The sequence below is a fragment of the Thermodesulfobacteriota bacterium genome (assembly GCA_035325995.1).
GTDB lineage: Bacteria > Desulfobacterota_D > UBA1144 > Nemesobacterales > UBA2774 > JADLGH01.
Window position 1 is genome coordinate 548,753 of the sequence record DAOKYU010000001.1, and the last position, 25,695, is coordinate 574,447.

The window sequence follows — 25,695 nt, forward strand, 5'->3', positions numbered from 1 at the left end:
CCTATGGGAAAGTCTCCAGGCACTCTTGCTGAGGGACCGCCTGAGTCCCAACAGGTTCCGTCGGGGGAGTGTGGAGTCCCCCGCATAGGCCTCACAGGGGCGATCAGGCGCGCCCCTATTTTCTTTTCAGCTTGTCCTTCAATACGCGCCCTCCTTCCCTCCTCGCCTGGATTTGCGATTCACGAATTTCGTATAAGCTCCTGAAAGCCATACTACTTTTGCCTTTGTGGAATTCGACGACTACCTCGTAATATAGACCTTTATCCTCGCTTACGAAAACAATCCCTTTCTTGCCCTGATCAACAATCAGGTCGGCATTGTTGATGTACGCTTGCAACTTCAGGTAGTCCGAGGACACAAATTCAGGGTGCTTAGTCACCTGCTTGCCCATATATCTCTTATTGATTTTCAGGTGCTGGGTTTTAGCCCCGAGAAGACTTTTTGTTTGGGGGTCTAGTGTCGCAACCGGGAATGTTCCGCGCTCGACATCGAGCGCGTAAAACCTCTGGAAGGCGGGCCCCGTGAGCGTGCCTTCTACGTACTTGGCGGCTATATCCCAATCATATGAATCGAGGTTCGGCTGCCATGCCGCGGTGGCGGGGTTGTAGTCGAAACCTATTCCGGTTGAAACCTTCTGCCCGCCGGGGAGGGTGACAGTCGTCACCTGGCGGAGCTCGCCGGTCCTCGTTGAGATGAGGGCGTCGGTCTTCCCGATCTGCCCCCTGGAGCTGAGGACAGTGATATTGTTCTTGTCTACGTAGCGCCGGGAGACCGCCCGCTTCCGGCATCGGCAGCCCCAGTCGATGGGCGGGGTGAACCACTTCCAAAAATCATCGTCGAGAGGGTACACCTTGCCGTGGAGGGCGAGGTGCGTATGGCGTGTTTTGCTGTCGCGCACGGCGACGTACATGCCGTACGGCCGGAACTCCTTGTTGGCCTGAAAGAACTCCTCGCGGCCGGCGCTGTAGGCGGTCATGAGGTTCTGGTTGTAGATGGTCCTCAGCCTGCGCGGGGAGCCGAGCTCGACCACCTCGGCCACACCCTTCTTGTTCACGGCGATCTGTTTTCCCCACCACCCCTTTTTCCTGAGTCCGGGCTCGAGCTGCTTCTTGAATTGCTCGAATGTGAGCCCGTCTTCGAGGGACTTTTCGACCATGCCGCGAATGTCCTGGAGGACGTCCATGCGCGCGACCTTCGCGACCGTGAACGCCCTCGCGTGCGCGGCTCCGAGGGTCTCCTCCCAGCGCCAGGAGAAGGTGTAACCCTTCGACTTCATGTAGTCGACTGCGCGCTCAGGCTTGAGCCCGAAGGCGAAGGAGAGGTCTACGTTCTTAGGCAAGGTGGAAACCCCCATCCTGCCCTTCCCCCTGGGAGGGGGAAGGGAATAGTGCGCGGTCAGTCTTTTGAGGCATTCAGCCGCCCCCAGATATGGGATACGAACATCGCCCGATAGTTTCAATTCCTTATAGGTAGTTTAGAGGTTTCTACCGTTGCCGGGGCGTTCTGGTCTACTGTCGGTTTCAATTCCTTATAGGTAGAGGTCCATAGAGGGGCAGGAGGGAAGAAGATGAAATATCGGTTTCAATTCCTTATAGGTAGTTTAGAGGTCCGTATTTGTTTATCTCCTTTTCGTATCGTTCGAAGTTTCAATTCCTTATAGGTAGTTTAGAGGTAGATAATCAACGACGCGGCGAATCTCAGAAGGGCAAGTTTCAATTCCTTATAGGTAGTTTAGAGGTTCGGGGGGGCCATTAAGGGAAAGACAGGCAGAACGAGTTTCAATTCCTTATAGGTAGTTTAGAGGTACGAGGACGCAGTAAAGCACCTCGACGAGAGATGGGGTTTCAATTCCTTATAGGTAGTTTAGAGGTTCTATCCATGTATTCCCTCCGGCGGAAGACTGTATTTGGTTTCAATTCCTTATAGGTAGTTTAGAGGTGTTGTTGCGATATTCCGGGTTAGAGAGGAAAAAGGAAGTTTCAATTCCTTATAGGTAGTTTAGAGGTTTTCCCGACCGCGATGAAAGAGTTCGAACTTCCGAAGTTTCAATTCCTTATAGGTAGTTTAGAGGTGGTTGTCCTGAATGAGCGTCTGGTCGATCTTGTTGCGTTTCAATTCCTTATAGGTAGTTTAGAGGTCGTCGCCGCCAGTGATGTAGTTCTTTGCCTTCAGAAGGTTTCAATTCCTTATAGGTAGTTTAGAGGTGGCAAATTGCATCGAGGCTTAAGATTTCTTATGAGTGTTTCAATTCCTTATAGGTAGTTTAGAGGTTGATGTCTATCTCCTTCGCCGAGTACACTGCAGCCCCGTTTCAATTCCTTATAGGTAGTTTAGAGGTGTGACCGAGGTGGGGGACACCGCCCACACCCACGCTGCGTTTCAATTCCTTATAGGTAGTTTAGAGGTATAGCCTTCCCGACGTCCCGCGCCTTCGGGAAATCCCGTTTCAATTCCTTATAGGTAGTTTAGAGGTTTGCAAACTGGCCGTTCAGAGTCGTTGACCCACGCCGCGTTTCAATTCCTTATAGGTAGTTTAGAGGTGATACGCAGAGCAGGCACAAGCGTGAGCGGTTCGACAGTTTCAATTCCTTATAGGTAGTTTAGAGGTGGAGCACGGCGGGGTGATACTCGTCGAGCTCGAGGGCGGTTTCAATTCCTTATAGGTAGTTTAGAGGTGGGGACCCCGCCGTGTGGGCGTGGACGGTGCTCTCGGGTTTCAATTCCTTATAGGTAGTTTAGAGGTGAGCGCCCCATGTGATGATGCCGTACTTCATGTCGTTGTTTCAATTCCTTATAGGTAGTTTAGAGGTGTGTCCGATCTTAGCGACGTACTCAGGGACATTACATGTTTCAATTCCTTATAGGTAGTTTAGAGGTTCGAGGACCTTGCGAAAGAATTCATAGGCAGAACAGGTTTCAATTCCTTATAGGTAGTTTAGAGGTAATATAGGGACACAGCCTCAAGGGCAAACAACTCTGAGTTTCAATTCCTTATAGGTAGTTTAGAGGTTCAGGTCTACGCGGGAACAATCGTAACTTTTATAAGTTTCAATTCCTTATAGGTAGTTTAGAGGTGCGAACCTACACGACTTGCGCAACTCGCAGTGTTTGCGTTTCAATTCCTTATAGGTAGTTTAGAGGTTCGTACCATTCGGGCTCAGGGTGATGGAAGAGACGAGTTTCAATTCCTTATAGGTAGTTTAGAGGTGGTCCCTATCACCATCCCACAGCAGCAAGAAGGTGCGTTTCAATTCCTTATAGGTAGTTTAGAGGTTCGCCCGAACGAGGTCTTGGTCGAGGACAAGGCGTCGTTTCAATTCCTTATAGGTAGTTTAGAGGTACAAGGACCTGGGCGAGAAAGCCCCGTTCGAAAACAGTTTCAATTCCTTATAGGTAGTTTAGAGGTCTGTCGCCGCCCGCGTTCAGCTTCGCGCCGCGCTTCAGTTTCAATTCCTTATAGGTAGTTTAGAGGTATCTACTTTCAACATTGCCTCCTTGAAACCGGTTGGGTTTCAATTCCTTATAGGTAGTTTAGAGGTCCTTACATAGATTCGTTCTTGTGGGAGAATGATAAGAGTTTCAATTCCTTATAGGTAGTTTAGAGGTCACTTTGGAGGCCGCAGGTGTGCTGACGACAGGTATGTTTCAATTCCTTATAGGTAGTTTAGAGGTACAATTTTCGCATGGCTCCCACAACTGCCCCTCCATGGTTTCAATTCCTTATAGGTAGTTTAGAGGTGCATATCACAAGCTGATTGAGAAGTACCAGTCTCTGTTTCAATTCCTTATAGGTAGTTTAGAGGTGCAGGTTTGACACGCAGGCGGATAACATTTTCAGTGTTTCAATTCCTTATAGGTAGTTTAGAGGTCCGGACTGATGAAGTGCGGGGCGTGCCGCGCGTCCGGGTTTCAATTCCTTATAGGTAGTTTAGAGGTCGTTCGCCTTCGAGTCCGTCCTTGTGCTGAACTACAGTTTCAATTCCTTATAGGTAGTTTAGAGGTACACCGGGCGCGGGGAATGTAACGTATACCCTGCAAGGTTTCAATTCCTTATAGGTAGTTTAGAGGTGTATTCCGTCCTGATGTACTCGAAGAGCTCCTTCACAGTTTCAATTCCTTATAGGTAGTTTAGAGGTTTGAATCGTCGATGTAGAGCTTGTCGAGGTCCCCGAGCGTTTCAATTCCTTATAGGTAGTTTAGAGGTTCGCGTTCGAGAGCTCGAGCGAGACGTCCCGCTTCGTCGTTTCAATTCCTTATAGGTAGTTTAGAGGTAGTGTGTTCATGGCTGAGACGTACGTGGACGGGAAGACGTTTCAATTCCTTATAGGTAGTTTAGAGGTCGGCTGCGTCGTCATCAGCGACCGCATCTCGTCCGTGTTTCAATTCCTTATAGGTAGTTTAGAGGTAGCCGGGCCGTCGTGTCGTTTTATTCCCCGTCTCCCGTTTCAATTCCTTATAGGTAGTTTAGAGGTTATGTCGCAGATCATGAAACCTCAAACCCTGAATACGTTTCAATTCCTTATAGGTAGTTTAGAGGTCGAGTCGCTCTACTTCCTGAAATGCGGGGGCGGACTAAGTTTCAATTCCTTATAGGTAGTTTAGAGGTCGAACGTCACCTTTGCCATGACTCCCTCCTTGTCGGTTTCAATTCCTTATAGGTAGTTTAGAGGTTCTCCTGATCAGCCAGTCCCTCGCGGCCGTCATCAGGTTTCAATTCCTTATAGGTAGTTTAGAGGTGGTCCCCGCCGAGCTGATGCCATCGTCGTACACGCGTTTCAATTCCTTATAGGTAGTTTAGAGGTACGGAGAGGAGGGCTGGCAGTACCATCTTGAGCAGGGTTTCAATTCCTTATAGGTAGTTTAGAGGTTCGATAGTGCGCAGATCAGGATGGCGCGGAGAAAAGAGTTTCAATTCCTTATAGGTAGTTTAGAGGTTCAGAAACGGGCACTTCGCTGGAGGGGCCGAGTGAGGTTTCAATTCCTTATAGGTAGTTTAGAGGTCCAGCTACGCCGCGACAAGGAGGCAGCGACACGTGAGTTTCAATTCCTTATAGGTAGTTTAGAGGTTATGTCGCAGATCATGAAACCTCAAACCCTGAATACGTTTCAATTCCTTATAGGTAGTTTAGAGGTTGGTCGTTCGGCCTTCGGGATTCATCCTGTTAGAGTGTTTCAATTCCTTATAGGTAGTTTAGAGGTCCGCGACGCCGAGATTGCAACCCTGAAGCTGAGACGTTTCAATTCCTTATAGGTAGTTTAGAGGTATTACTCGGTTTGCCCCTGACAAGGATTCGGGAAGACGTTTCAATTCCTTATAGGTAGTTTAGAGGTGCAACTTGTCAGGATTTACCGAACTCGAATTAATGATGTTTCAATTCCTTATAGGTAGTTTAGAGGTTCAGAAGTGCAGTTTGCCTGTGTAACAGGGTATGTAGGTTTCAATTCCTTATAGGTAGTTTAGAGGTTTACATGCCCGACCTGCAAAGAGGACAATATCCTGACGTTTCAATTCCTTATAGGTAGTTTAGAGGTTCGTGGTTGGAATTGTGCTTTGCGTGGCTTTTCTCGGTTTCAATTCCTTATAGGTAGTTTAGAGGTGGTCATAGCTTATGTAGCCCGCGCCGTCTACATCGAGTTTCAATTCCTTATAGGTAGTTTAGAGGTGCAGGGCCTCTCCGTGACCGTGACGTGCTCTACTTTGTTTCAATTCCTTATAGGTAGTTTAGAGGTCGAAGGGAGCTTGCGCGTGCAATGTTGCGCAAGATTCTTTGTTTCAATTCCTTATAGGTAGTTTAGAGGTTGGTGTGGTTTTGAATTTTGGGTCGTCGAATCACACGTTTCAATTCCTTATAGGTAGTTTAGAGGTGGCGTCGTCGGCTAATTTCCTGAAAACAGTTTACACTGTTTCAATTCCTTATAGGTAGTTTAGAGGTCGGCCTCCGCTTCTGGCTGAAGTTCGTGGAGAAGTAGTTTCAATTCCTTATAGGTAGTTTAGAGGTTCGAGCCCGTTAACGTCGGCATATATAGCATCCGTAGTTTCAATTCCTTATAGGTAGTTTAGAGGTCCCCTGTTACCTGGTCGCCCTTTGCGCTAAACACCACAGTTTCAATTCCTTATAGGTAGTTTAGAGGTCTCGCAACTTTCATCAATCCGTTCAGAATACTCCCAGTTTCAATTCCTTATAGGTAGTTTAGAGGTGCAATCCGTATATCGCTGACCAGCACTGTGAGTATCACGTTTCAATTCCTTATAGGTAGTTTAGAGGTGAAGCCCGCATGACCGGGGAGCTCGTGGATTTTCTGGTTTCAATTCCTTATAGGTAGTTTAGAGGTGAAAACTGTCACTGCCATGAGTCCGGGTATAGATACGTTTCAATTCCTTATAGGTAGTTTAGAGGTATCCCACTCGCGGACGCGCTGTAGTTCTTCTTCTGTGTTTCAATTCCTTATAGGTAGTTTAGAGGTGTAGAGGATATTAAGCCGGTCGTGTTCAAGATACTCAGTTTCAATTCCTTATAGGTAGTTTAGAGGTGTGGGTGCGGCTTTCGAATCAGGCAAGTGATGATGAGTTTCAATTCCTTATAGGTAGTTTAGAGGTATAAAAATTTCCCCATATTCCAAGCTCGGCAAGAGGCGTTTCAATTCCTTATAGGTAGTTTAGAGGTTCGCGGCGCGTAATCGCTCAACCTTCGCTACATTGGGGTTTCAATTCCTTATAGGTAGTTTAGAGGTTGGATAACTTAACCGAAGCAGTCCTGCACAAGCACCGTTTCAATTCCTTATAGGTAGTTTAGAGGTTGGCCGCAAGCCCGGAAACCATGAGCGCCATGCTCAGTTTCAATTCCTTATAGGTAGTTTAGAGGTCCTGAGTGATGCCGGCAATCGTATCAAAATCGGGTTCGTTTCAATTCCTTATAGGTAGTTTAGAGGTTCGCCAGATTGCGTGGTGATGGACATTGGTAAGCAGTTTCAATTCCTTATAGGTAGTTTAGAGGTGAGTCTCGAATATCAGCACGCGGAATGCAAGGTAAGGGTTTCAATTCCTTATAGGTAGTTTAGAGGTATTTAAACTACCTACAAGGAAGCAGGAGAAAGAAGAGTTTCAATTCCTTATAGGTAGTTTAGAGGTTCGAAATTCAAATTGAAGTCGTGAGAGAATTCGTACGTTTCAATTCCTTATAGGTAGTTTAGAGGTGTGCGCAAACCTTCACGAATAAAGCTATCGACTGTAAGTTTCAATTCCTTATAGGTAGTTTAGAGGTATTACACCACAGACCCCGATCTCGAAGATTACATCCGTTTCAATTCCTTATAGGTAGTTTAGAGGTTTTAGGGATAGCTCTCTTGGCTCATTGGATTCGGGGTTTCAATTCCTTATAGGTAGTTTAGAGGTTTTAAGCCACTCGTCGTCGTAAGCCGTCCATGTTTTATAGTTTCAATTCCTTATAGGTAGTTTAGAGGTATAGCCGAGTTGCCGCAGAAGAGCTTTGGGTAATGTGGTTTCAATTCCTTATAGGTAGTTTAGAGGTTCATCCGGCTCGGGCAGGTTGAAGGGGTTGAAGGTGTGTTTCAATTCCTTATAGGTAGTTTAGAGGTACTTTGCCCGTGCGGACTATCTTGTCCTCTATGAGTGTTTCAATTCCTTATAGGTAGTTTAGAGGTAAGGTCATACAGGCCATCCTTGCGAAGCTTTTCTAGTTTCAATTCCTTATAGGTAGTTTAGAGGTCCAGACAGCTACCATGAGGGCTTGCTAAAAAGTAAAGGTTTCAATTCCTTATAGGTAGTTTAGAGGTATTGACACATGCACCACAGTGCATTATACTATAAGTGTTTCAATTCCTTATAGGTAGTTTAGAGGTGCGTACTGGAAACAGCTTCGCCGGGAATCAGACGAAGTTTCAATTCCTTATAGGTAGTTTAGAGGTTAAATATCCCCATCGTGTACAGCCTACCCGAGCTCTGTTTCAATTCCTTATAGGTAGTTTAGAGGTTCAAGCTCTTGCTGAATTGATTCATATTCGTCAAGGTTTCAATTCCTTATAGGTAGTTTAGAGGTTTAGTTTGTTCGCAGGCGATAAGGGTGGAGCCAGAGCCTCCAAAGTTTCAATTCCTTATAGGTAGTTTAGAGGTCGGTATTTTCGTATGCGACTTTCACGTTCGATACGCGTTTCAATTCCTTATAGGTAGTTTAGAGGTAGCCTGCCAAAGCTCTATCCGTCGCATTCCCGTCCAGGTTTCAATTCCTTATAGGTAGTTTAGAGGTAAGAGGAAGTCGAGGCTCTTGTTAAGCAGCGGCTTGAACGTTTCAATTCCTTATAGGTAGTTTAGAGGTGCAGTATGAGGACGTGCAGATTGCGTCCCTGTACGCGTTTCAATTCCTTATAGGTAGTTTAGAGGTCGTGGTTTATGCAACCAACGCTTCTTAGTAATCAAAGTTTCAATTCCTTATAGGTAGTTTAGAGGTGAGCCGCCCATGATTTCCGCAACCTGCTTATATGAAGTTTCAATTCCTTATAGGTAGTTTAGAGGTTCTGAGTCATTTGCAGGTTCAAAGTAAATTATCCAAGTTTCAATTCCTTATAGGTAGTTTAGAGGTATCGTCTAGCTTGCTTATCGCGTCCTCGAATTGCGGGTTTCAATTCCTTATAGGTAGTTTAGAGGTCCTGCGAGGGTGTCCCATGTTGGCAATCCGAGAAACGTTTCAATTCCTTATAGGTAGTTTAGAGGTTATCGCGCATTATCTCTACGGTCAAGGTAAGCTTCGTTTCAATTCCTTATAGGTAGTTTAGAGGTTCAGATTCTCTATCGTGAATGCGGCCACTTTATCAAACGTTTCAATTCCTTATAGGTAGTTTAGAGGTGCCGGAGAAAGCGGCTGCCGCTATAGCGCCGATCTTCGTTTCAATTCCTTATAGGTAGTTTAGAGGTTCAGGAGCCTCGACGACCCTCGCGGCAGCCGTAAATCGTTTCAATTCCTTATAGGTAGTTTAGAGGTGATACTCCCTGATTCTAAAGAGCCTTTCGCTATTCCGGTTTCAATTCCTTATAGGTAGTTTAGAGGTCTCTCATGCGCTGTACCCGCCAATTATATTCACTAAAGTTTCAATTCCTTATAGGTAGTTTAGAGGTCGGCTTGCCGGGCCTTCCCGGAGCGGTTGCATACTCGTTTCAATTCCTTATAGGTAGTTTAGAGGTGGAGCGCAGAAGGGCTTCTATTTCCAACCGTGGCTTGCGTTTCAATTCCTTATAGGTAGTTTAGAGGTGCAACCGAACCACTCCGCCTTCTCCATAACTTCCTTCGTTTCAATTCCTTATAGGTAGTTTAGAGGTGTACTTTCCAATCGTATTCATCGCTGAAAAATTCCAAGTTTCAATTCCTTATAGGTAGTTTAGAGGTCTATGCCGCCCAGGGCCTTCGTATTTCTCGTTTCTTCGTTTCAATTCCTTATAGGTAGTTTAGAGGTCTTCTTTACCCACTTCGCTATCTCCCGGCCGTACGGGTTTCAATTCCTTATAGGTAGTTTAGAGGTTCTGCCGGTGAAACAGGTCTTCCTCGCACATGAAGGACGTTTCAATTCCTTATAGGTAGTTTAGAGGTCCTTTATCGGCGTGTATACGAGAGCTCGGGGGAATAGTTTCAATTCCTTATAGGTAGTTTAGAGGTTCAGGTCAAATACCCTCCCTTTGCGCACACGACAGAAGTTTCAATTCCTTATAGGTAGTTTAGAGGTCGCCTGAAGCGCGCATTGCGCCGCATTTTATCAGCCGTTTCAATTCCTTATAGGTAGTTTAGAGGTCAGACCTCAGGGGCGCAGACCTCAGGGACGCATACCTGTTTCAATTCCTTATAGGTAGTTTAGAGGTGCACCGGCTTTGGGACGTGGAGCCATCAGCTAAAAAGGTTTCAATTCCTTATAGGTAGTTTAGAGGTACAAATCCCTGTCCGGCTTCTCGTATTCAGATTAACCGTTTCAATTCCTTATAGGTAGTTTAGAGGTAGGCCGAGCAATCCGGGGCTAAGAAGTTCCTGTATCAGTTTCAATTCCTTATAGGTAGTTTAGAGGTCCTCCTGTTGGATTGTTTTGTATGTGTTCTCCCCTCGTTTCAATTCCTTATAGGTAGTTTAGAGGTCGTAATCATCCATAGCCAATAGAACCATCCTACCCACGTTTCAATTCCTTATAGGTAGTTTAGAGGTGTTCTTGTTCCAGGTGAATATGAGCTCGCCGAATTTAGTTTCAATTCCTTATAGGTAGTTTAGAGGTCCATTTCAAGCACTTCTGTCTGGTTAACAATATCATCGTTTCAATTCCTTATAGGTAGTTTAGAGGTAGTTTTGCGTTCGTCAGTCCGCGCTCCTGCATCCACGTTTCAATTCCTTATAGGTAGTTTAGAGGTAATGCCGCCACCTTATCAAACTGGCGTATCCAGTCGTGTTTCAATTCCTTATAGGTAGTTTAGAGGTTGTATCCCATGATTGAATAACGCGCAGAATTTTGCCGTTTCAATTCCTTATAGGTAGTTTAGAGGTTCTCGACATTCACGTTCTCAAGCCTCTGGTGATATATGTTTCAATTCCTTATAGGTAGTTTAGAGGTTCAATATCGGCCTGATTCTCGATATACTCTTTGGCCTGTTTCAATTCCTTATAGGTAGTTTAGAGGTGCGTCTACATCCGTAAAGGCCGCCGGGATTTTAGACGTTTCAATTCCTTATAGGTAGTTTAGAGGTTAAACGAGCGAGAAAGAAGTGTTATCGACATGAGGTGTTTCAATTCCTTATAGGTAGTTTAGAGGTGTAAAGGCTACGCTAACCACGTCCGGGAACTTTCACGTTTCAATTCCTTATAGGTAGTTTAGAGGTTCCCTTCACGCCGCCTGCCCCCTTGCCTGTTCTTCCGTTTCAATTCCTTATAGGTAGTTTAGAGGTCCATCCATCCTATTGTAATCATTATATATTCAGTTGTCAAAGATCGGCACATATACTTAAAGTTCTTATTGAGCATTGTATGAAAATCTGCTTCCGGCGTCAAGTTATTTAATTAAATCTGACTTCCGTCGATGTCCCAGCCTTATAACGCTACCGGGGATCGACGGAAATTATATAAAGAGCTCTTCCCCGCCTTTTTTAACTCCGATCAGCTCTCGCTCTGAATATTTCGTGGTTCTGAATGTATAGAATATGAGGGAATCGTATTCTTCCTTTATTATCTTCCTGAGCTCGTGTTTGAAGCTTTCGAATTGTGCCTCGGTGAGCTCGCCCTCCAGCACTGAATTCTGGACCCAGTATAAATACTTTCTCGCAGTCTTCAATACCTTCGACACCCTCTTCTGCCCGACGTCGTATACGAGAATTATAAACACCTGTCCCGGTCCTTACCATTCCCAGACGAACGGCTTATATTCCTGTCCGCCTATTATGTGCTTTTCGAGTTTGTAGAGCTCGAGCCTTATAAGCCGCCTGTTGGATACGGGCCTTCCGATTTTCTTGTGGGTTATGGTCGTCTGTAGCCTCTCCTCGAATTCCTTGGAGAAGATCTTCATACCTTCCTCGTTCATGACTACCCCGTCCATCCGTGTTTCGAAGTGCCGGTTTTTGAGCTCGCCCTTGTTGATGAGCGAGAATATCATCCTGTCCACGAGAATCGGCTTGAAGATTTCGGCTACGTCCAGGTTAAGCGTGAATCTCCTGAAATTCGTCGAATGCAGATATCCGATTCGCGGGTCGAGATGCGTTTTGTATATCTCGCTCAGCACGGATGTGTAGAGGAGCGAGTTCCCGAAGCTTATGAGAGCGTTCATCCTGTTTTTCGGCGGCCGCCTTGTCCTGCTCTCGAATGTGAAGTCCTCGTCCTCGACTATCTCGTCGAAGACCGAATAGTACTGGTCGCGTATGTTTCCTTCTATGGCCATGAGCGCGCCCGCGCTCGACTGATCGCACAAGACGGAGGACAGCTCCCTGATTTTGGAGCTCGCGGTCTGAATCCGGGGATTCTCTTTTCTCCTCGCGTAGTAGTCGAGCGTCTTCAGGATATTGTTGACCGCCCCCTCGACGAATTTTCTCGCAAGCGCGATCCGGCGACCCTCGTCGAGATAGGCCTCGGCCTGTTTCAGGATCATGTGGCCTGAATTAAGGTGCTCTCTCGGATAGAAGCTCCCGACGTAGTATCCATAATGATTAAAGAAGTGCATAATCATTTCCTTCCTGGATGTGAATTCCAGAAAGCGTTTGTTGAGCGAAACCTCGCCGAAGATCATGAGCTCCTGCGTACCCTCGACGGGGATGAATTTCTTCTCCCCGGCTTCGTTCTCGAAGAAGAGCGTATTCTCTTTCCTCTTGAGCTCCCCGTCGCTGAATACGAATATTCTCGATTTCATCTGTCGTCGATAGCCTCTTCTCTCTTCCTTAGCACCAGCAGAATTCCCTGTATGCACAGTTGGTGCAGTACCCGATTTTCACCGGCGGCGGAGGTATCTCTTCCGATGCGATGTTTCTTATATCTTCCATCGCGTCTTCGAGCTCCTTGATCACCTCGTCCGTTAGAGAGACCTTTTCCTTTTTCTTTTCCTTCGGGAACAAAAGCTCCCCCTCGGCTTCTATGCCGTATTCCTTAAGGACGTAGAGGTAATAACAGAGCTGCATCCTGGCGGCGTGGGCGGCCCGCGAGCTCTTTTTGACTTCGCCTACTATGATCTTGCTATCCTCCAGCCTGGATAGATCGATGATAATATTTTCAAGTTTTATTTCCTTCTTGTGCCTGGGGTAAACTGATCGACTTACAAATCTCCCGAATTCGAGATGCGGATTATCTTCGTCCGGGTCAATCTGCCTCACGCTCAACCAAACTTTGCGCTTGCAGATGCAATAATATTGAATCGTGTTTCCCGTGATCCTTATTTCGTTCATCTATATCTCGTAATAAGGATTATTTTCCTTGTCCATAAGCAAGCCGTATTCTTCGTCGTATTCGAGCCTGACGAAGTTGCCGCCGTCGTCGCTGATACGATAAATCAGCTTCTTCCCATGAAGCAGCTTGAACTGCATATCCGATATTTGGGTTACAAATGACATCGCGTCGTAATACCGTTTTTCTTCAATGCACTGCATGTATTCGTCCTGAAAGCGAGCCGGAATAACCTCTACGCTTTTGAAGAGACCTTCGAATTCCTGTCTGCCGTCGGGACTATCCACGAAAGGATGAAGCGATTTTAAATATCGCTGGAACAGGCTTCTTATGAAATTATATTTTTCTTCCTGTTCCTCGTCATATCCGTTCTCGTATACATAATCGATAAGGCCCTGTATACAGGATTCGTGGAGTATATCGACGTCGCCGAGCGCTTCGATGGTTCGTTCGGTGATTGTTTCAGAATAGATGTATTTATCGCTCGATCCCCCGATGCGGCAGACGTTTACGTCACAAATGCCTTTTTCGCCCTTCCTGTTGATTCGCCCGAAGCGCTGTATGAGGGCGTCTATTGGCGCCGGCTCGGTGAACAGGACATCGAAATCTATGTCCAGCGAGACTTCTATCGCCTGTGTCCCAACTAGCAGGCCCGCATCTTTCAGCTCCTTTTCTATCGACTCCCTGTTTCTAAGAACGAACCTGCTGTGGAGCAGTCGAGGATTAGGCGAGTAGTCTCTCAATTCTCCGTATATATGCTGGGCGCTTTTTACAGTATTACACACCACCATGACTCTCTTTCCTTGGTCAAGCTCCTTTCTTATAAGCGGTAGATTGCTTATGATGTCCCCGTCCAGGAGCTTGATCCTGTGCCGCGTAAATTGATCGTCCCTGTCCTTCGGCGACATCTCCACTTCGTTGAGACTGTCCGGCTCGAACAGGGAGAGGAATTTTTCCCTGAGAAACTTCGGCATCGTCGCCGTCATGATGCAGAATTTCGCCCCATATTCCCGGTGAAGTTTCTCTATCATAGTCACTATGAGTGCTGTTGTGTGCGAGTCATATGCGTGTATCTCGTCGAATATAAAGAGCCCGTTCGACATTTCGGCGAACTGCATTTCGAAGCCCTTTATACCAAAAAAGGCTTTGAGCAGCTGAAAAGGCGTCAGTATTTTGTACGGCTTGTAGAGTTTTCGCGCGAGACTCTGAATATTATCTACCTTCTTTTTTCTCTTTAGATAATCCTCTCCCCGTTCGGTCAGGGATTTATAATGAAAATAATTGGCCTTACCGTGGAGCATGCCGACCATCTCGTCGGTCATTATCTCCTTTTGCCTGTTGTACATTGCGTTAATGCTGGCTGTATACGGCAGAACGTAAAATACGCGCTGCCCGGCGGTTTCGTTCTGATTGTTGGCGCTCCACAGAAGAGAAGCCTCCGTCTTTCCGGATCCTGTAGGGGCGGATAGGAAGAGGTTCCCTCTGGAGTGAGAAGCCTCCTCCTGTATGCCGTTCCAGCTGACTGGTTTATAGATTTTGTCTTCAATGCTTTTTTTCAAGGCCCCTTCGAGATTATCCAGCGCGGATAGAATCTCGTTCTTTCCAGCTCTGTCCGAGGCGAGATGGTCGCAGGCGATAAGACATCCGCGCATCAGCATGCCGTAATTGCCGTGAAGCGGCGTGAGCTCGTTATTATTCCGTTGTTTGTAATACGGGAGGAGATAATCATGGTATGCATTTATCAGCTTGTTTATGTCTTCCACCGGAACGAATTTGCAAGCGTCAAACGGGCACCATTTCACGATGAGATTTTGTATCTCCATTAAGTCTTCCCTGTTGATTGCCATCTCACTGATCTTATCTTTCCAATTCTGGTAGCCGGGGTTGGTTTCGGGGTAGCATGGATAGCCGGACCTGAGAGTCATTATGTCTTTGTGGTGAGTCAGGATGGCGAGCCCGATTGCCTGTTTTTGGCTGTCTGGAAATTTCAGACCGACTGCAAAACCGGCGGATAATATTTCGTGCCTGTAATTCCACCTGGCCCCTGTCAGGAGCTGCTCCTGGAAGCCCGACGCCGCCTTTCCGAGGTCGTGAAGAGCCACGGCGTAATACAAATGCTCGAAGAAATCGGGCTGACCTGAAATATCGGCTAGAAAGGGCATTCTTTCCCTCAGGCTCGAATAAACCTCTATGCAGTTGCCGGTATGCTCTACCAGGCTCTCCCGAGGATCGCTCTTGGCCAGAAGCGGTATAGTTTCAATGTTGACCATGCATATATACACCCCACCCCCTGGAATCGTCTTCTAATGATTTTCCCTTGTACCTGTTTCGTGCCGTTAGAGCGATAAACGGCCGTATTCCTTGCGGGCGGCGCGGTATTTCCTCCGTGAAATGAGTGGGCAGCGCGTGAAGCGTTCCGGTTAACTGCCCGTTCGGAAACGGCAGCAACGTGCCGGTATATACCGTTTCTTCTACGTGTTTGAGCTCTATTCTTTCGATTGAGTCGACGGTCGCCAGCTCGGTCGAGCGCCCGAGCAGCAAAGGATAATGCGGCTCTTTGAAGGCGTCTTCGAGCCACATGTCGGGTGTGTAGAGATATAGCTCGGGGGCCACAAGGAACTGACGCCTGGTAATATGACGCCTGGTAATATTCGGATTCGCAGTCAATTTGCCCGCGAATTCGTATATGGTTTCCAGATCCACCGACATGCCCTTGCTTAGGAAAACATACCCCACGCTCGCCTTGTCGGGAGTTATATAATCTCCGCATGCCGCGGAGATAAGCCCGTATATTGTCGATAGTGGCGGTACCGGCAATGTCGGCTGGAACCCGCTCACGAACAGCGGATTCCGGAACGACGCCACCCATGCGGTTATATGGATGCGAAGAACTTCCATGTTATTCACCAATGTGCCCGGCGAGATTATCCGAGAACCTGTCTATCACTTTATTAATGGAATCGTATATTATCCCGTCCGAGGCTCCCGTCATTTCTTTAAACTGTGAATCGAGCTCGTCCATGAACCCTTCTCTTCGGCCGATATATACCGGACCCGAGAGACGGTCCTTGTAGTCGTCGAGCACCTGCTTGAAGGCGGGGATGCTGAATTCGCCCTTCCCTTCTCTTTCCACCATAAGGTTCATGAAGGGATGGTTCCCGCCCTTTATGACCGCCAGGATTATCAGTTTAGGTGTGACGTCGGTCAGGTGCGAAGTGAGCTGTGCGCCCCCGCTCAACACCGACAATGCCTTGATCGTATCCTTGCTGCGCTGGAGCCTTACATCCTTCGGCAGTGTCCATGGTGAACTGTCGTCTGTCCTGCCGCCGCCGTTTTCCTTTATCTTGGTTACGTAGCTCTCTGCTATATTCTTGTAGCCCGTCCTGTTGATATCCCAAAAGGCCCCAACGGCGCCGAGGTCGAGAGAAAAAATCCCCTTTAGAACCGTCGAGTAAAACTGATGCTCGTATGGAACCGGGTCGCCCTCGTGCCTGGCCATGACGCCGAAGTCGTTTATGGGCTGCTGCGCCTCGATGGAAATGAGCGGCGAGCATTTAAGGGGTGAGAGCCGTGTAACGGTAATATTCTGCTTCTTCGGCTTTTTCCCCTCTTCTTTGATTTCCACGGATTGGGCTCGCATATAACCGAATACGTCGTCATCCGGATATTCGACGGGGTCTGCGGCCGTGAAGGCCGTTTTGTCGGCGCGCTCGATCGGGGAGAGTTGCCATTTCAGATCTTTTTCAAGCGTTCTTCTCCACCAGCTCCTCCAGGCTTGCCCCGACACATAGGGATAAGTTTTTCTCCCTTTCCGCAAGGTCTTTACGGCTACCGTGTTCTCAGTCGATTGCGAGGCCTCGAGTCCTGCATTATTCAATGCGGAATGCGGCGCATCTATAAGCACAAGTCCTATTATGTTGTTAGACATATTAATTTGCCTCCATTTCCGGGTTTATGTCTTCACTCAGTTCTTCCTCAATAATTTCCTCTATTATCTCGCTGTCCTTGAGCCATTCGTGGAGCCGCTCGTAAATTCGGAAGAGGAGCAGGTACCTGGTTTCATTCCACGGGGATATTCCGTCTTCGGAGGAGGGGAACAGATGGTCGAGATACTCGTCGAGAGTGAAAAGCGGATCCGGCTCGCCGAGCTTCAGCCTGTCTTTTATGATAAATAGCAGGACATTTTGAAATTCTCGGTAGTATTTCGCATTTTCTAATTGCTTTAATCTCTTGTCTCTTCCTGACTTTCGTATGCTTTCGGCTATGTTGTCAGCCACTCTCTTGATGGCTGTAATTCTCTCTTCCTGCATATTCTTGACCTCCTTCAAGTATAGGGAGAGAAGTGACCAGTCTCCCCTATTTCCCCTGTTTTTTAAATCTACAAAAAAGCTGATAATGGATTGCTCATTTAAAAGATATTCATAGACCTTGTTGTGTTTATTCTTGTAATCCTCTTCTGATTGTACTTTGTTCCAGTTCACTTTCTGGTATCCGCTTTGCACAATACTGTTCCATGCAGGCTTGTACTCGGCCTGATTGGCGTAGCGAAGGAACCTGAAAACGGGAGCCGGGAGATAAAAAACTTCGAGGGTAGGACCTTGATTGAAATTAGTAAAGCAAAACACCTGTATTGATGCATCTTCATTGATTTCCCCGAATTCGATCATTTTCCCAGTCATGAAGAAGAGGGCATTGCGGGGGTTGCTGAACCCGGGGTTGTAGCATCCCGCGTCTTCTCCCCTGAGTATTTTCTGCGTTATATCAGAAATGCAGGTTCTTGTCCACAAATTGACGGCTTGCCACGAATTGGAGCTAGCAGCCAGAAATCTTCCCCCACTCGTGACGAAAGACCAGGGGGAGAACTGAATAGCGAGTCTGCAGGCGGAGCAGTAACCTGCCCCGCTATCAAAGCTCGGGAAAAAATTCACGAGACCTCCGCTTCCGGTTAAGGGAATATCCGTCTTGGTCAGTCTATGATTTGCCTCTCGTCTTCCACATCCTATGCAGTCCCCTGTCTTGCCGAGTTCTTTTATCTCTGATATGTATTCATTAAACTCTCTGGTCAGTCTTTTTTTTCTATCTTCTTTTATAGATGTATTAACCAGTGTGCTATTGGGGAAAATTGAGTGCAGATTTTTCTTAAGTGCTGGGTTGTCCATAAGTGGCACGATATCTTTGACCGCTTGCTTCAAATCCTCGATGGTAATGTCTTCAGGCTCGGTATCTAGCCATTGGCATAAAACACTTGCCCCGGCGTCGACAAAAGAATTTCCCATTAGTTTTTCGTATATAGGCATTATTTGACTGTGTCCATGAATATTATTACGGCGTCGATAGGCGTCGTTTAACAGCGTTCCATAAATTACTTAGCCATCCTAAGATGTCAAAATCATTGTAAATTAGTAATTCTAAACTATAAGTCGAGAAACTAGTATAGTGGTTTCTTCTCGCAAATTTTAGCTCCTTCATCGCTACCCTGATTTTGAAGCAGATCATACATTAACATTACAATGGAAAAACCTCTTTAGCAATAAAATTTTTGTACGTGGAGAAATATCGAGTATTCTAATTCGCTCGTAGAAAACCTATAAGGGATTGAAATTTGTATTGGTACTGTATAGGACATATTATCTAACCTACCTACAAGGATTAGAACCGCCGTATGCGGTTCGTTATACATATAGCTTTGGCGTGTGAGAATCAACAATTTATATCACCTCAAAGCACCCGAACCCTTGGGAGTTCTTTCCCCCGAGGCCGGCGTCGTACGCCATCTTCATCAGCTCGCGGTCGCCCGAGAGCTCGTATATGCCCGTCCATCCCTTGATTACCGTCCCCTTGTACAAGACGATTTTCTGGTTGCCGGGGCTGACTTTCAGCGGGGTAAGGCCGATATGCCCGCGCGGCGTTTTATTGTAATAGGCCTTGAACTTTTTCCTCACGTTCTCGGATACCAGGTGGCTGAACTCGTTCTCGAATGGAGAATAGTAATATGTTCTCTTCCTCCCGTCGGGATGAGAAAGGGTGCTATAAATCGTAGCCGGCGACAGCATCCTGATCCTGACCTCGTCATTTTCTATATCGGAGCCGGCCACTTCGGCCGAGACCAGCGAGACGCGCTGGCCGGCGATTACGCTGGCTTCCCTTCTGAGGAGCTCCTCCGCGAGCTCCTCTATGAATTCATTCAGGACGGAATTCACGACGAGGCGGAATGGCGATGAGAACCTGATACCGCCGGCGGCTTTATCTATTTTATAATCACCGAGGAACCGCGAAAACGTGAAGAGCTTGAAGCTCCTCTTCCCCACCTGAAAACCCCTGTCGTGGAGTATATGGGCGAGCTTCGGAGAAATCGCTTTATAAAGAAACCCCTGCACCTGATAGTTATAGTCGTTGGATACTATGAAATCTTTGTCGGAATTAAATTCCAGGAGAAGGCGCATGGACTTATTATAAATTTAATTTATAGTGTAAGTCAATGTAAAAATGGACCAATGGCGAGAATTTTTTTAATCGATGCTTGCGGAAATAAGGCCTATTATGCAGTACGGTTTCTTTTGCCGATGGCCCCGTACAAATAATAGACGATCAGCAGCACGGTTATGGCCGTGAGAGTGAGCTTCGCCGTCGCCGCCGCGGAGCCGAGGAATATGGCCGCTCCGGACGCGCTTTCGGGGTCGGCTAATTGGGTGAGAAAAATCGAATTCTCAAGGACGCCGAGTGCGCCGGCTATTATGGGAATGCTGAACAGCTTGAGAGCCGTTTCCCTTTCGAGCCCCTTCACCAGGGCCCCCAGGAGGTTCGCCAGGAACCCGATGTATCCGACGATGAAGAGGAAGTCTATCCAGGTGAGTATGATCAGCGAGCGGACGCCTTTTTCGCCGCAGTTGTTTACGATATCCATGAACGCGCCCTTGGTGAACGCGAGCTCGAGCTGGAGAATCCCAGCGCAGCCCGCCGGCCTTACGATCTCGTCGGTGTAGTAGATCGCTATGGCCGTGAGGAGGAAATAGCATCCCGAAAAGATGAGGAATTCCTTTACGGCGATTGCGTTAAAGAGAAAGTTCATGATTCTGCGCATCTGTGGGCCGCCTCCTTTGCCGTCAAAGAGTATCCAGTATAGCCGGAAACATTCAACTCCAGGCCGGGGGGCGCTTTGTAATCCCGTCCCCCGCTGTGTTAATATTCTTGTTCCGGCGAATCGGCCGGCGGAGCGAATGGAAACGGGTGAAACTAATGAACGAAGTAAACAGGATCGTTAAATTCAAGGCGGCTGTGGAGAAGAATCCCGATAACCCCCTCGCAAGGTACAGCCTCGCGAACGAATGCTACAAGCTCGGGCTCTATCACGAGGCGATCGCCGAGATAGGCGAATACCTCAAGATCGCGGAAGACCAGGGGGCCGTCTACAGGATGCTGGCCGAGTGCTACCTCAACGTCGGCGATTCCGAAATGGCGCGCGAAGCCTACTTCAAGGGGATAGAGGCGGCGACGAAGCACGGGCATCCCGGCATGGCCGAGGAGTTCGAGGAAGCAATAGACATGATAGAGGATTGATACGGGCGTTTCTGAATTCCACTGCCGGGTGGATGCTAAAGATGAAGCCCTTCGTAAAGCGGCCCGGCCTTTCTTTCCCGCGATAAATCCGCGGCGTGTTTCAATTCGCTCCTCGGCTTCCCGTCGAGGATGATGTCCGCGAGCGCGACGCCGGCGCCGTAGGAGATCATGAGCCCCCTTCCGGTGTGCCCCGCGCATTCATAAATATTCCCGAACCCCGGCACCTTCCCCAGATAGCCCGACCTGTCCGGCGTCTCGGCGTATATGCCCGCCCAGCCCCTTACGAGCCTCACCTTCTCGAATTTATTCATTCGTCTGTAGAGCGGCTCCCAGATGTATTTTACGAACCTGCTTTCCTCGCTCATGCCGCCGAAGCTGAAGTCGAAGTTATAGCCCGCGGGCTCGTCCATGTTCGAGTATCCGGCGAGTATTCCCGTCCCCTCCTGGTGGAAGTAAACGTCCGAGGTGTCTATGACCATGCCGTACGCCGAAAGGTCGACGTCGGGGGCGTCGATGACGACCATCTGCCGCCTCCGGGGCTTTATGGCGTCGTCCTCGAAGCCGTACAGCCTCGATACAACGGGGGCCCACGCGCCGGCCGTGTTTATGAGCGTCCCGCACTCGAACTCGGTCACGGGCAAGTCTTTGTCGGGCGCGCCTTTCGTCAGAATCTCCCTCGCCGCGTCGCCGTATCCGCCTGTGCCCTTGCCGAGGCCGCCGAGGTCGTACGCCGTCACGGCGGTCGCCCGCCCGTCCTCGACCTTTACCCCGTTGACGTAGCATCCGCTTATGAACTCCACTCCCCTCCCCTTCGCCGAGCCCCTGTAATATTCCCTCAGGGAGTAGTGGTCGATGAGCCCGGCCTTACGCGATATCGAGAGCCCGGCGATGCCCACGGTCCCGGTGACGAGCGGTATAATGCGCGGCGCGTCCTCCGGCGGATAAAGCTCGACCGGGAGGCCGTACTCGACGTAGAGCGGATGGTTCTCGTTTACCTCCTTCCACGAGGCGCCGCCGTGCATCCAGTAGTACCCGAATTCACGGAACTGTATGATCTCCAAAATCGTCTCGTAGAAGTCTATCGAGTACTTGCAGAGCTCGATGTTCGCCCTGCTGCGCCACGTAGCCCTGACGCCGCCCGCATTCTTCAGCGTTGACGAATTCTCTCCTTCGAGGTCGAGGTCGATGACGCCGATGCTCGCCCTCTCGCCCCTTCGTTCGAGCTCCATCGAAAGCGCAAACGCGGCGGACGAGCCCAGTATGCCCGCGCCCGCGAAAAGGAAGTCGAAGCTCCTCTCCATAGCCATATTCTAGCACATTAATCCGGGGGCTTTTGAGCTTTCATATTGTGTTATTCTTTTCATTCGTGGACGGCTCGCCCCTTAACTGGCTCTTCGTCGATATGAACTCCTACTTCGCCTCGGTCGAGCAGGAGCTCCGCCCCGAGCTCCGCGGCCTTCCGGTGGGCGTAGTCCCGGTCATGGCCGACAGCACGTGCTGCATAGCGGCCAGTTACGAGGCCAAGGCGTTCGGCGTCACGACGGGAACGCGCGTCTCGGCCGCGCGGGAGATGTGCCCCGGCATCGTGCTCGTCGAATCGCGTCCGGTCGAATACATAGAGATGCACGGGAAGATACGTGCCGCCGTCGATTCGGTCCTCCCCGTCCACAGGGTCGATTCCATAGACGAGATGTCGTGCAGGCTCACGGGACGGCAGACGGAGCATGGCAGCGCCGTCGCGCTGGGCCATGCGGTGAAAGACGCCATAAGGAAACAGGCCGGCGAGTATCTGAAGTGCTCCGTCGGCATAGCGCCCAACCGCTTCCTGGCCAAGGTGGCCAGCGACATGCAGAAGCCCGACGGCTTCGTCGTCATAAAAAAGGAAGAGCTCCCCGAGAGGCTCTACCCGCTTTCACTGACCGACTTCCCCGGGATAGGGCGGCGCATGTATGCGCGGCTCAGGGCCAACGGAATAAGCACCGTCGAGGAGCTCTGCGGGCTCACCGAAAACAGGATGGGGCGCATATGGGAGAGCGTCGTCGGGAAGAGATGGCATGCGCTCCTCCGGGGCGACGACATCCCCGAGCCGGAAACCGCGCGGAAGAGCGTAAGCCATTCCCACGTCCTGCCGCCCGCGCAGAGGACCGACGAAGGCGTCCGGGCCGTATTCGTGAACCTCATACACAAGGCCGCCTTCAGGCTGAGGCGTCTCGGCTGCCTCACGCGGAAGATGACTGTCGGGATAGATTATTTCGGGGAGCATCGGGGCTGGAGGAAGGGCATAAGTATAGATATGAAGAACGACACGCAGACGATGATAGAGGCGTTCACGGGCGTCTGGAACGAAAGGCCCCGGGGGCGTAAGCCGCTCCGGGTGTCGGTCGCGTTCATCGACCTCGTCCCGGCCGGCGAAAGCACCCTCCCGCTCCTGCCGGCGGAAAGGAAGAGGGACGACGTCGCCGCCGCGCTCGACAGCATAAACGACAAGTTCGGAACGAACAGCATATATTACGGATCGATGCACGCGGCCCCGGACGCCGCCCCGCTCAGGATATCCTTCACGTCCATACCGGACGTCATAAAGCCCACGAAATCCCTCCGGACGCCCGGCGGAAAGAAATAGCCCGGAGCTTATTTCTTACCCTTTTTCTTCCCGGCCCCGAGCTTTTTCACGGCCTTTTTGCTCTCGTCCGCTACCTTGCCTATGGGGAAGAAGAATAGGTACTGCCCCGTGTCCCGGAGGACGTCGAACGCCCTCGACGAGACCTTGTCGAAGAACCGTATCGACTTCCCGTCCGTGATGAGCACCCAGTTGTGGGGCTCGGCCAGCACTTCGGGCATCTTATCCTTGAGGAACCCCAGCACTTCGCGAAAGCGGCTTACGGGTATGCCGTTTTTCTGGAGCGACACGAGCCATCTGAGGATAATAAAATCTTCCGTGGAATAGAGCTTCGGGACCCCCCTCCCCTGCGCCGACCTCAGGCTCGGGACTATGAGCCCCGTATGCTCGTAATAGTATAGGTGGTCGTAATCGAGTCTCACTCCTTCGAGGGCCTCGATGAGCTTTATGACGTCCCTGCTCTTGAGCCCGGATTCGACCCTGACCCGGTGCTCCTTTCCGTCCGTCTCTTTCGCCGCTTTCTTTTTCACGTCCGGGGTCCGTAGAAAAATGCACGTACAAATAAATCGACAAACTCAGAATATCACAAATCCCGCCGCGAGTTCAATCCCGCTTGACACCGGCCCGGGCTCAATTATTTTTCTTTTAAAACGGGGGTGACGATATGACGACTAACGGAGAGAAGCTGCGGGCGGTGCTTTCGGGCGAAGGGGTGCTCGTCCTTCCGGGCGTGCACGACTGCATAAGCGCGAGGCTCGCCGAGGCGGCGGGGTTCGAGGCCGCGTTCACGAGCGGCTTCGGCATATCGGCTTCGACGCTCGGGCGGCCCGACTTCGGGTTCCTGACTGCTACCGAGATGCTGGCGAGCGTGAGCCGTATAGTCTCCTCCGTCGGGATCCCCGTCGTGGCCGACATAGACACCGGGTACGGCAATCCGTTAAACGTCATGCGGACGGTCGGAGACGTCGTCTCCGCCGGGGCAGCGGGCGTAATTCTCGAGGACCAGGAATGGCCCAAGAAGTGCGGGCACTTCGAGGGTAAGCGCGTCATCTCCGCCGAGGAGCACGCCGAGAAGATTAGGGCCGCCGTCGAGGCCCGCGGGTCCAGCGAGCTCGTCATAATAGGCCGGACCGACGCCCGCGCGGTGAACGGGCTCGAAGACGCTATACGCAGGGGGAGGATTTATTACGAGTCCGGGGCGGACGTCGTCTTCATCGAGGCCCCGCAGTCTGTCGAAGAGCTCCGGGAAATAGCGGCCGCGTTCCCCGACGCCCCTCTCTTCGCGAACATGGTCGAGGGCGGGAGGACGCCCCTTCTGAGCGCGGCCGAGCTCGGCGAGCTCGGGTTCAAGATAGTCGTCTTCCCCCTGTCCGGGCTTTTCTCGGCAACCAAAGCGATGGAGCGGTGCCTCGCCTACCTCAGGAAAAACGGCTCGACCTTCGGCTATGCGGACATGCTTACGTTCAGGGAGTTCGAGGCAGTGGTGGACGTCCCCGGGTACCGCGCCCTCGAAAAGAAGTTCACCGTCTCTTAAGGCAGGCCTCGCCTGCAGGAATTCGGCGTAGCGGGCTTGGTGCAGTTATCCGATTCTGTGCGGCACGCGAATTGATTCATCTTCCGGTCGTTGTAGCAGGACGGAGGCCTCGCCTGCAGGAATTCGGCGTAGCGGGCTTGGTGCAGTTATCCGATTCTGTGCGGCACGCGAATTGATTCATCTTCCGGTCGTTGTAGCAGGACGGAGGCCTCGCCTGCAGGAATTCGGCGTAGCGGGCTTGGTGCGGTTATCCGATTCTGTACGGTACGTGAATTGATTCATCTTCCGATCGTTATAAATATAACGGCCCACCGGGTGTGCGGACAACCTTCCGGGGCAGCGCGGTTAGCTACCTTCGCGCGGCAAGGAATCCGGGTAGTGGGTCGGTTCGGCGCGTGAGGCCGTCCGTGGCCGGCCTGATTTGCTGATGGCTACGTTTTCGGCTCATACCGCATCGCCACCGCCCCCGAGCCGAGCTCCAGCCGGCTCACGAGCTTGAGGTCGAGATGCTTAGATAGTCCCGCGAACAGTGTCGGCCCGTGCCCCGCCAGCCTGGGATGCACCACGAACTCGTATTCATCGATCAATCCTAGCTCGGCCAGTGCCTGCGGGAGCTTCACCCCTCCCACGAACAGCCCGTTCCCGGGCTGCTGCTTCAGATGCCGGACAGTGTCCTCCAGATGGTCCCCGCGCACGATCTCCGCATTCCAGTCCACCCGCTGAAGGGTACTCGACACGACGTATTTCTTTGCCGCGTCGATAGTCAGGGCGAATGGCTGCATCCAATCGGCCATCCAGTCCGGCCTCAGCCCTGTCTGTGCAGGCGTCCGCCACGCGGCCTCCATCATTTCGTAGGTTACCCGGCCGAAGAGGAGGGCATCGGCCCGTGCGAGGTTCTCGACCGCGTGACGATGCAGGTCTTCGTCCACGACCCCCGCGCGATGGTCGCAGCACCCGTCCAATGTGACGTTGATGGAATACCGAAGAGGTCGCATTACTCAAGTATACCGCGATGGGGCTGGCCGCCAAGGTTAGGCCGGCGCCTCAATGGGTGGCGCAAACACGCTCATGTGGAATCC

Annotated in this window: 16 protein-coding genes and 1 CRISPR repeat array; of the genes, 3 read left to right on the forward strand and 13 right to left on the reverse strand. The window is 50.1% G+C overall.

All coding sequences use genetic code 11. The annotated features are described in order from the left end of the window. Positions 1–115 precede the first annotated feature (115 nt). The 10 genes from PKC29_02510 to PKC29_02555 all read right to left on the reverse strand — a co-directional run bounded on the left by PKC29_02510 (position 116) and on the right by PKC29_02555 (position 19,986). A complete protein-coding gene (locus tag PKC29_02510) occupies positions 116–1,339 on the reverse strand; it encodes a phage minor head protein (GenBank protein ID HML94283.1) in 1,224 nt (407 codons plus the stop codon). Positions 1,340–1,452: 113 nt separating this feature from the next. After that, positions 1,453–10,930: a CRISPR direct-repeat array (repeat unit 30 nt; unit sequence GTTTCAATTCCTTATAGGTAGTTTAGAGGT). Positions 10,931–11,100: 170 nt separating this feature from the next. Continuing rightward, positions 11,101–11,364 (reverse strand): CRISPR-associated endonuclease Cas2, encoded by a 264-nt coding sequence (gene cas2, locus PKC29_02515; protein ID HML94284.1) that lies wholly within the window; start codon positions 11,362–11,364, stop codon positions 11,101–11,103. Between the two features lie 12 nt (positions 11,365–11,376). After that, on the reverse strand, positions 11,377–12,378 hold the full coding sequence (gene cas1b, locus PKC29_02520) for a type I-B CRISPR-associated endonuclease Cas1b (GenBank protein ID HML94285.1): 1,002 nt from the start codon (positions 12,376–12,378) through the stop codon (positions 11,377–11,379). Positions 12,379–12,406: 28 nt separating this feature from the next. Next, a complete protein-coding gene (gene cas4, locus PKC29_02525) occupies positions 12,407–12,907 on the reverse strand; it encodes a CRISPR-associated protein Cas4 (GenBank protein ID HML94286.1) in 501 nt (166 codons plus the stop codon). Beyond that, positions 12,908–15,175 (reverse strand): CRISPR-associated helicase Cas3', encoded by a 2,268-nt coding sequence (gene cas3 / locus PKC29_02530; protein ID HML94287.1) that lies wholly within the window; start codon positions 15,173–15,175, stop codon positions 12,908–12,910. Beyond that, positions 15,162–15,803, reverse strand: a complete 642-nt coding sequence (gene cas5b, locus PKC29_02535; protein HML94288.1) for a type I-B CRISPR-associated protein Cas5b — start codon at positions 15,801–15,803, stop codon at positions 15,162–15,164. Before cas5b ends, cas3 begins: the two co-directional genes overlap by 14 nt. Position 15,804: 1 nt before the next feature. Beyond that, on the reverse strand, positions 15,805–16,833 hold the full coding sequence (gene cas7i / locus PKC29_02540; protein HML94289.1) for a type I-B CRISPR-associated protein Cas7/Cst2/DevR: 1,029 nt from the start codon (positions 16,831–16,833) through the stop codon (positions 15,805–15,807). 1 nt (position 16,834) lies between these two features. Continuing rightward, on the reverse strand, positions 16,835–18,202 hold the full coding sequence (gene cas8a1 / locus PKC29_02545) for a type I-B CRISPR-associated protein Cas8b1/Cst1 (protein ID HML94290.1): 1,368 nt from the start codon (positions 18,200–18,202) through the stop codon (positions 16,835–16,837). Positions 18,203–18,613: 411 nt separating this feature from the next. Continuing rightward, the gene (gene cas6 / locus PKC29_02550; protein HML94291.1) at positions 18,614–19,348 is read right to left on the reverse strand and encodes a CRISPR-associated endoribonuclease Cas6; all 735 of its coding nucleotides are present in this window, start codon (positions 19,346–19,348) and stop codon (positions 18,614–18,616) included. Between the two features lie 95 nt (positions 19,349–19,443). After that, complete coding sequence (locus tag PKC29_02555) at positions 19,444–19,986, reverse strand: hypothetical protein (protein ID HML94292.1); 543 nt, start codon at positions 19,984–19,986, stop codon at positions 19,444–19,446. Positions 19,987–20,141: 155 nt separating this feature from the next. Here PKC29_02555 and PKC29_02560 point away from each other — a divergent pair, with 155 nt between their 5' ends. Then, positions 20,142–20,462 (forward strand): tetratricopeptide repeat protein, encoded by a 321-nt coding sequence (locus PKC29_02560; protein ID HML94293.1) that lies wholly within the window; start codon positions 20,142–20,144, stop codon positions 20,460–20,462. Between the two features lie 35 nt (positions 20,463–20,497). Here the strand turns inward: PKC29_02560 and PKC29_02565 are convergent, their stop codons facing one another. Continuing rightward, complete coding sequence (locus PKC29_02565; GenBank protein HML94294.1) at positions 20,498–21,769, reverse strand: FAD-binding oxidoreductase; 1,272 nt, start codon at positions 21,767–21,769, stop codon at positions 20,498–20,500. Between the two features lie 26 nt (positions 21,770–21,795). Here PKC29_02565 and PKC29_02570 point away from each other — a divergent pair, with 26 nt between their 5' ends. After that, positions 21,796–23,085, forward strand: coding sequence for a DNA polymerase (locus PKC29_02570; GenBank protein HML94295.1), 1,290 nt, complete (start codon positions 21,796–21,798; stop codon positions 23,083–23,085). A gap of 8 nt (positions 23,086–23,093) precedes the next feature. Here the strand turns inward: PKC29_02570 and PKC29_02575 are convergent, their stop codons facing one another. Then, on the reverse strand, positions 23,094–23,612 hold the full coding sequence (locus PKC29_02575) for a hypothetical protein (GenBank protein ID HML94296.1): 519 nt from the start codon (positions 23,610–23,612) through the stop codon (positions 23,094–23,096). Between the two features lie 134 nt (positions 23,613–23,746). Here PKC29_02575 and PKC29_02580 point away from each other — a divergent pair, with 134 nt between their 5' ends. Continuing rightward, positions 23,747–24,616, forward strand: a complete 870-nt coding sequence (locus PKC29_02580; protein ID HML94297.1) for an oxaloacetate decarboxylase — start codon at positions 23,747–23,749, stop codon at positions 24,614–24,616. Positions 24,617–25,047: 431 nt separating this feature from the next. On the opposite strand, the gene PKC29_02585 is transcribed toward PKC29_02580, so the two are convergent. After that, positions 25,048–25,611 carry a dihydrofolate reductase family protein gene (locus PKC29_02585; GenBank protein ID HML94298.1) on the reverse strand — a complete coding sequence of 188 codons (564 nt, stop codon included), beginning with the start codon at positions 25,609–25,611 and terminating at the stop codon, positions 25,048–25,050. Positions 25,612–25,695: the final 84 nt, after the last annotated feature.

Excerpts from the sequence above, each read along its gene's own strand:
- PKC29_02585 (HML94298.1), bottom strand. The coding sequence starts at position 25,611 with ATGCGACCTCTTCGGTATTCCATCAACGTCACATTGGACGGGTGCTGC.
- PKC29_02560 (HML94293.1), top strand. The coding sequence starts at position 20,142 with ATGAACGAAGTAAACAGGATCGTTAAATTCAAGGCGGCTGTGGAGAAG.
- cas5b (HML94288.1), bottom strand. The coding sequence starts at position 15,803 with ATGGAAGTTCTTCGCATCCATATAACCGCATGGGTGGCGTCGTTCCGG.
- PKC29_02565 (HML94294.1), bottom strand. The coding sequence starts at position 21,769 with ATGGCTATGGAGAGGAGCTTCGACTTCCTTTTCGCGGGCGCGGGCATA.
- cas1b (HML94285.1), bottom strand. The coding sequence starts at position 12,378 with ATGAAATCGAGAATATTCGTATTCAGCGACGGGGAGCTCAAGAGGAAA.
- cas3 (HML94287.1), bottom strand. The coding sequence starts at position 15,175 with ATGGTCAACATTGAAACTATACCGCTTCTGGCCAAGAGCGATCCTCGG.
- PKC29_02580 (HML94297.1), top strand. The coding sequence starts at position 23,747 with ATGACGACTAACGGAGAGAAGCTGCGGGCGGTGCTTTCGGGCGAAGGG.
- cas7i (HML94289.1), bottom strand. The coding sequence starts at position 16,833 with ATGTCTAACAACATAATAGGACTTGTGCTTATAGATGCGCCGCATTCC.
- cas6 (HML94291.1), bottom strand. The coding sequence starts at position 19,348 with ATGCGCCTTCTCCTGGAATTTAATTCCGACAAAGATTTCATAGTATCC.
- cas4 (HML94286.1), bottom strand. The coding sequence starts at position 12,907 with ATGAACGAAATAAGGATCACGGGAAACACGATTCAATATTATTGCATC.
- cas8a1 (HML94290.1), bottom strand. The coding sequence starts at position 18,202 with ATGCCTATATACGAAAAACTAATGGGAAATTCTTTTGTCGACGCCGGG.
- PKC29_02555 (HML94292.1), bottom strand. The coding sequence starts at position 19,986 with ATGCGCAGAATCATGAACTTTCTCTTTAACGCAATCGCCGTAAAGGAA.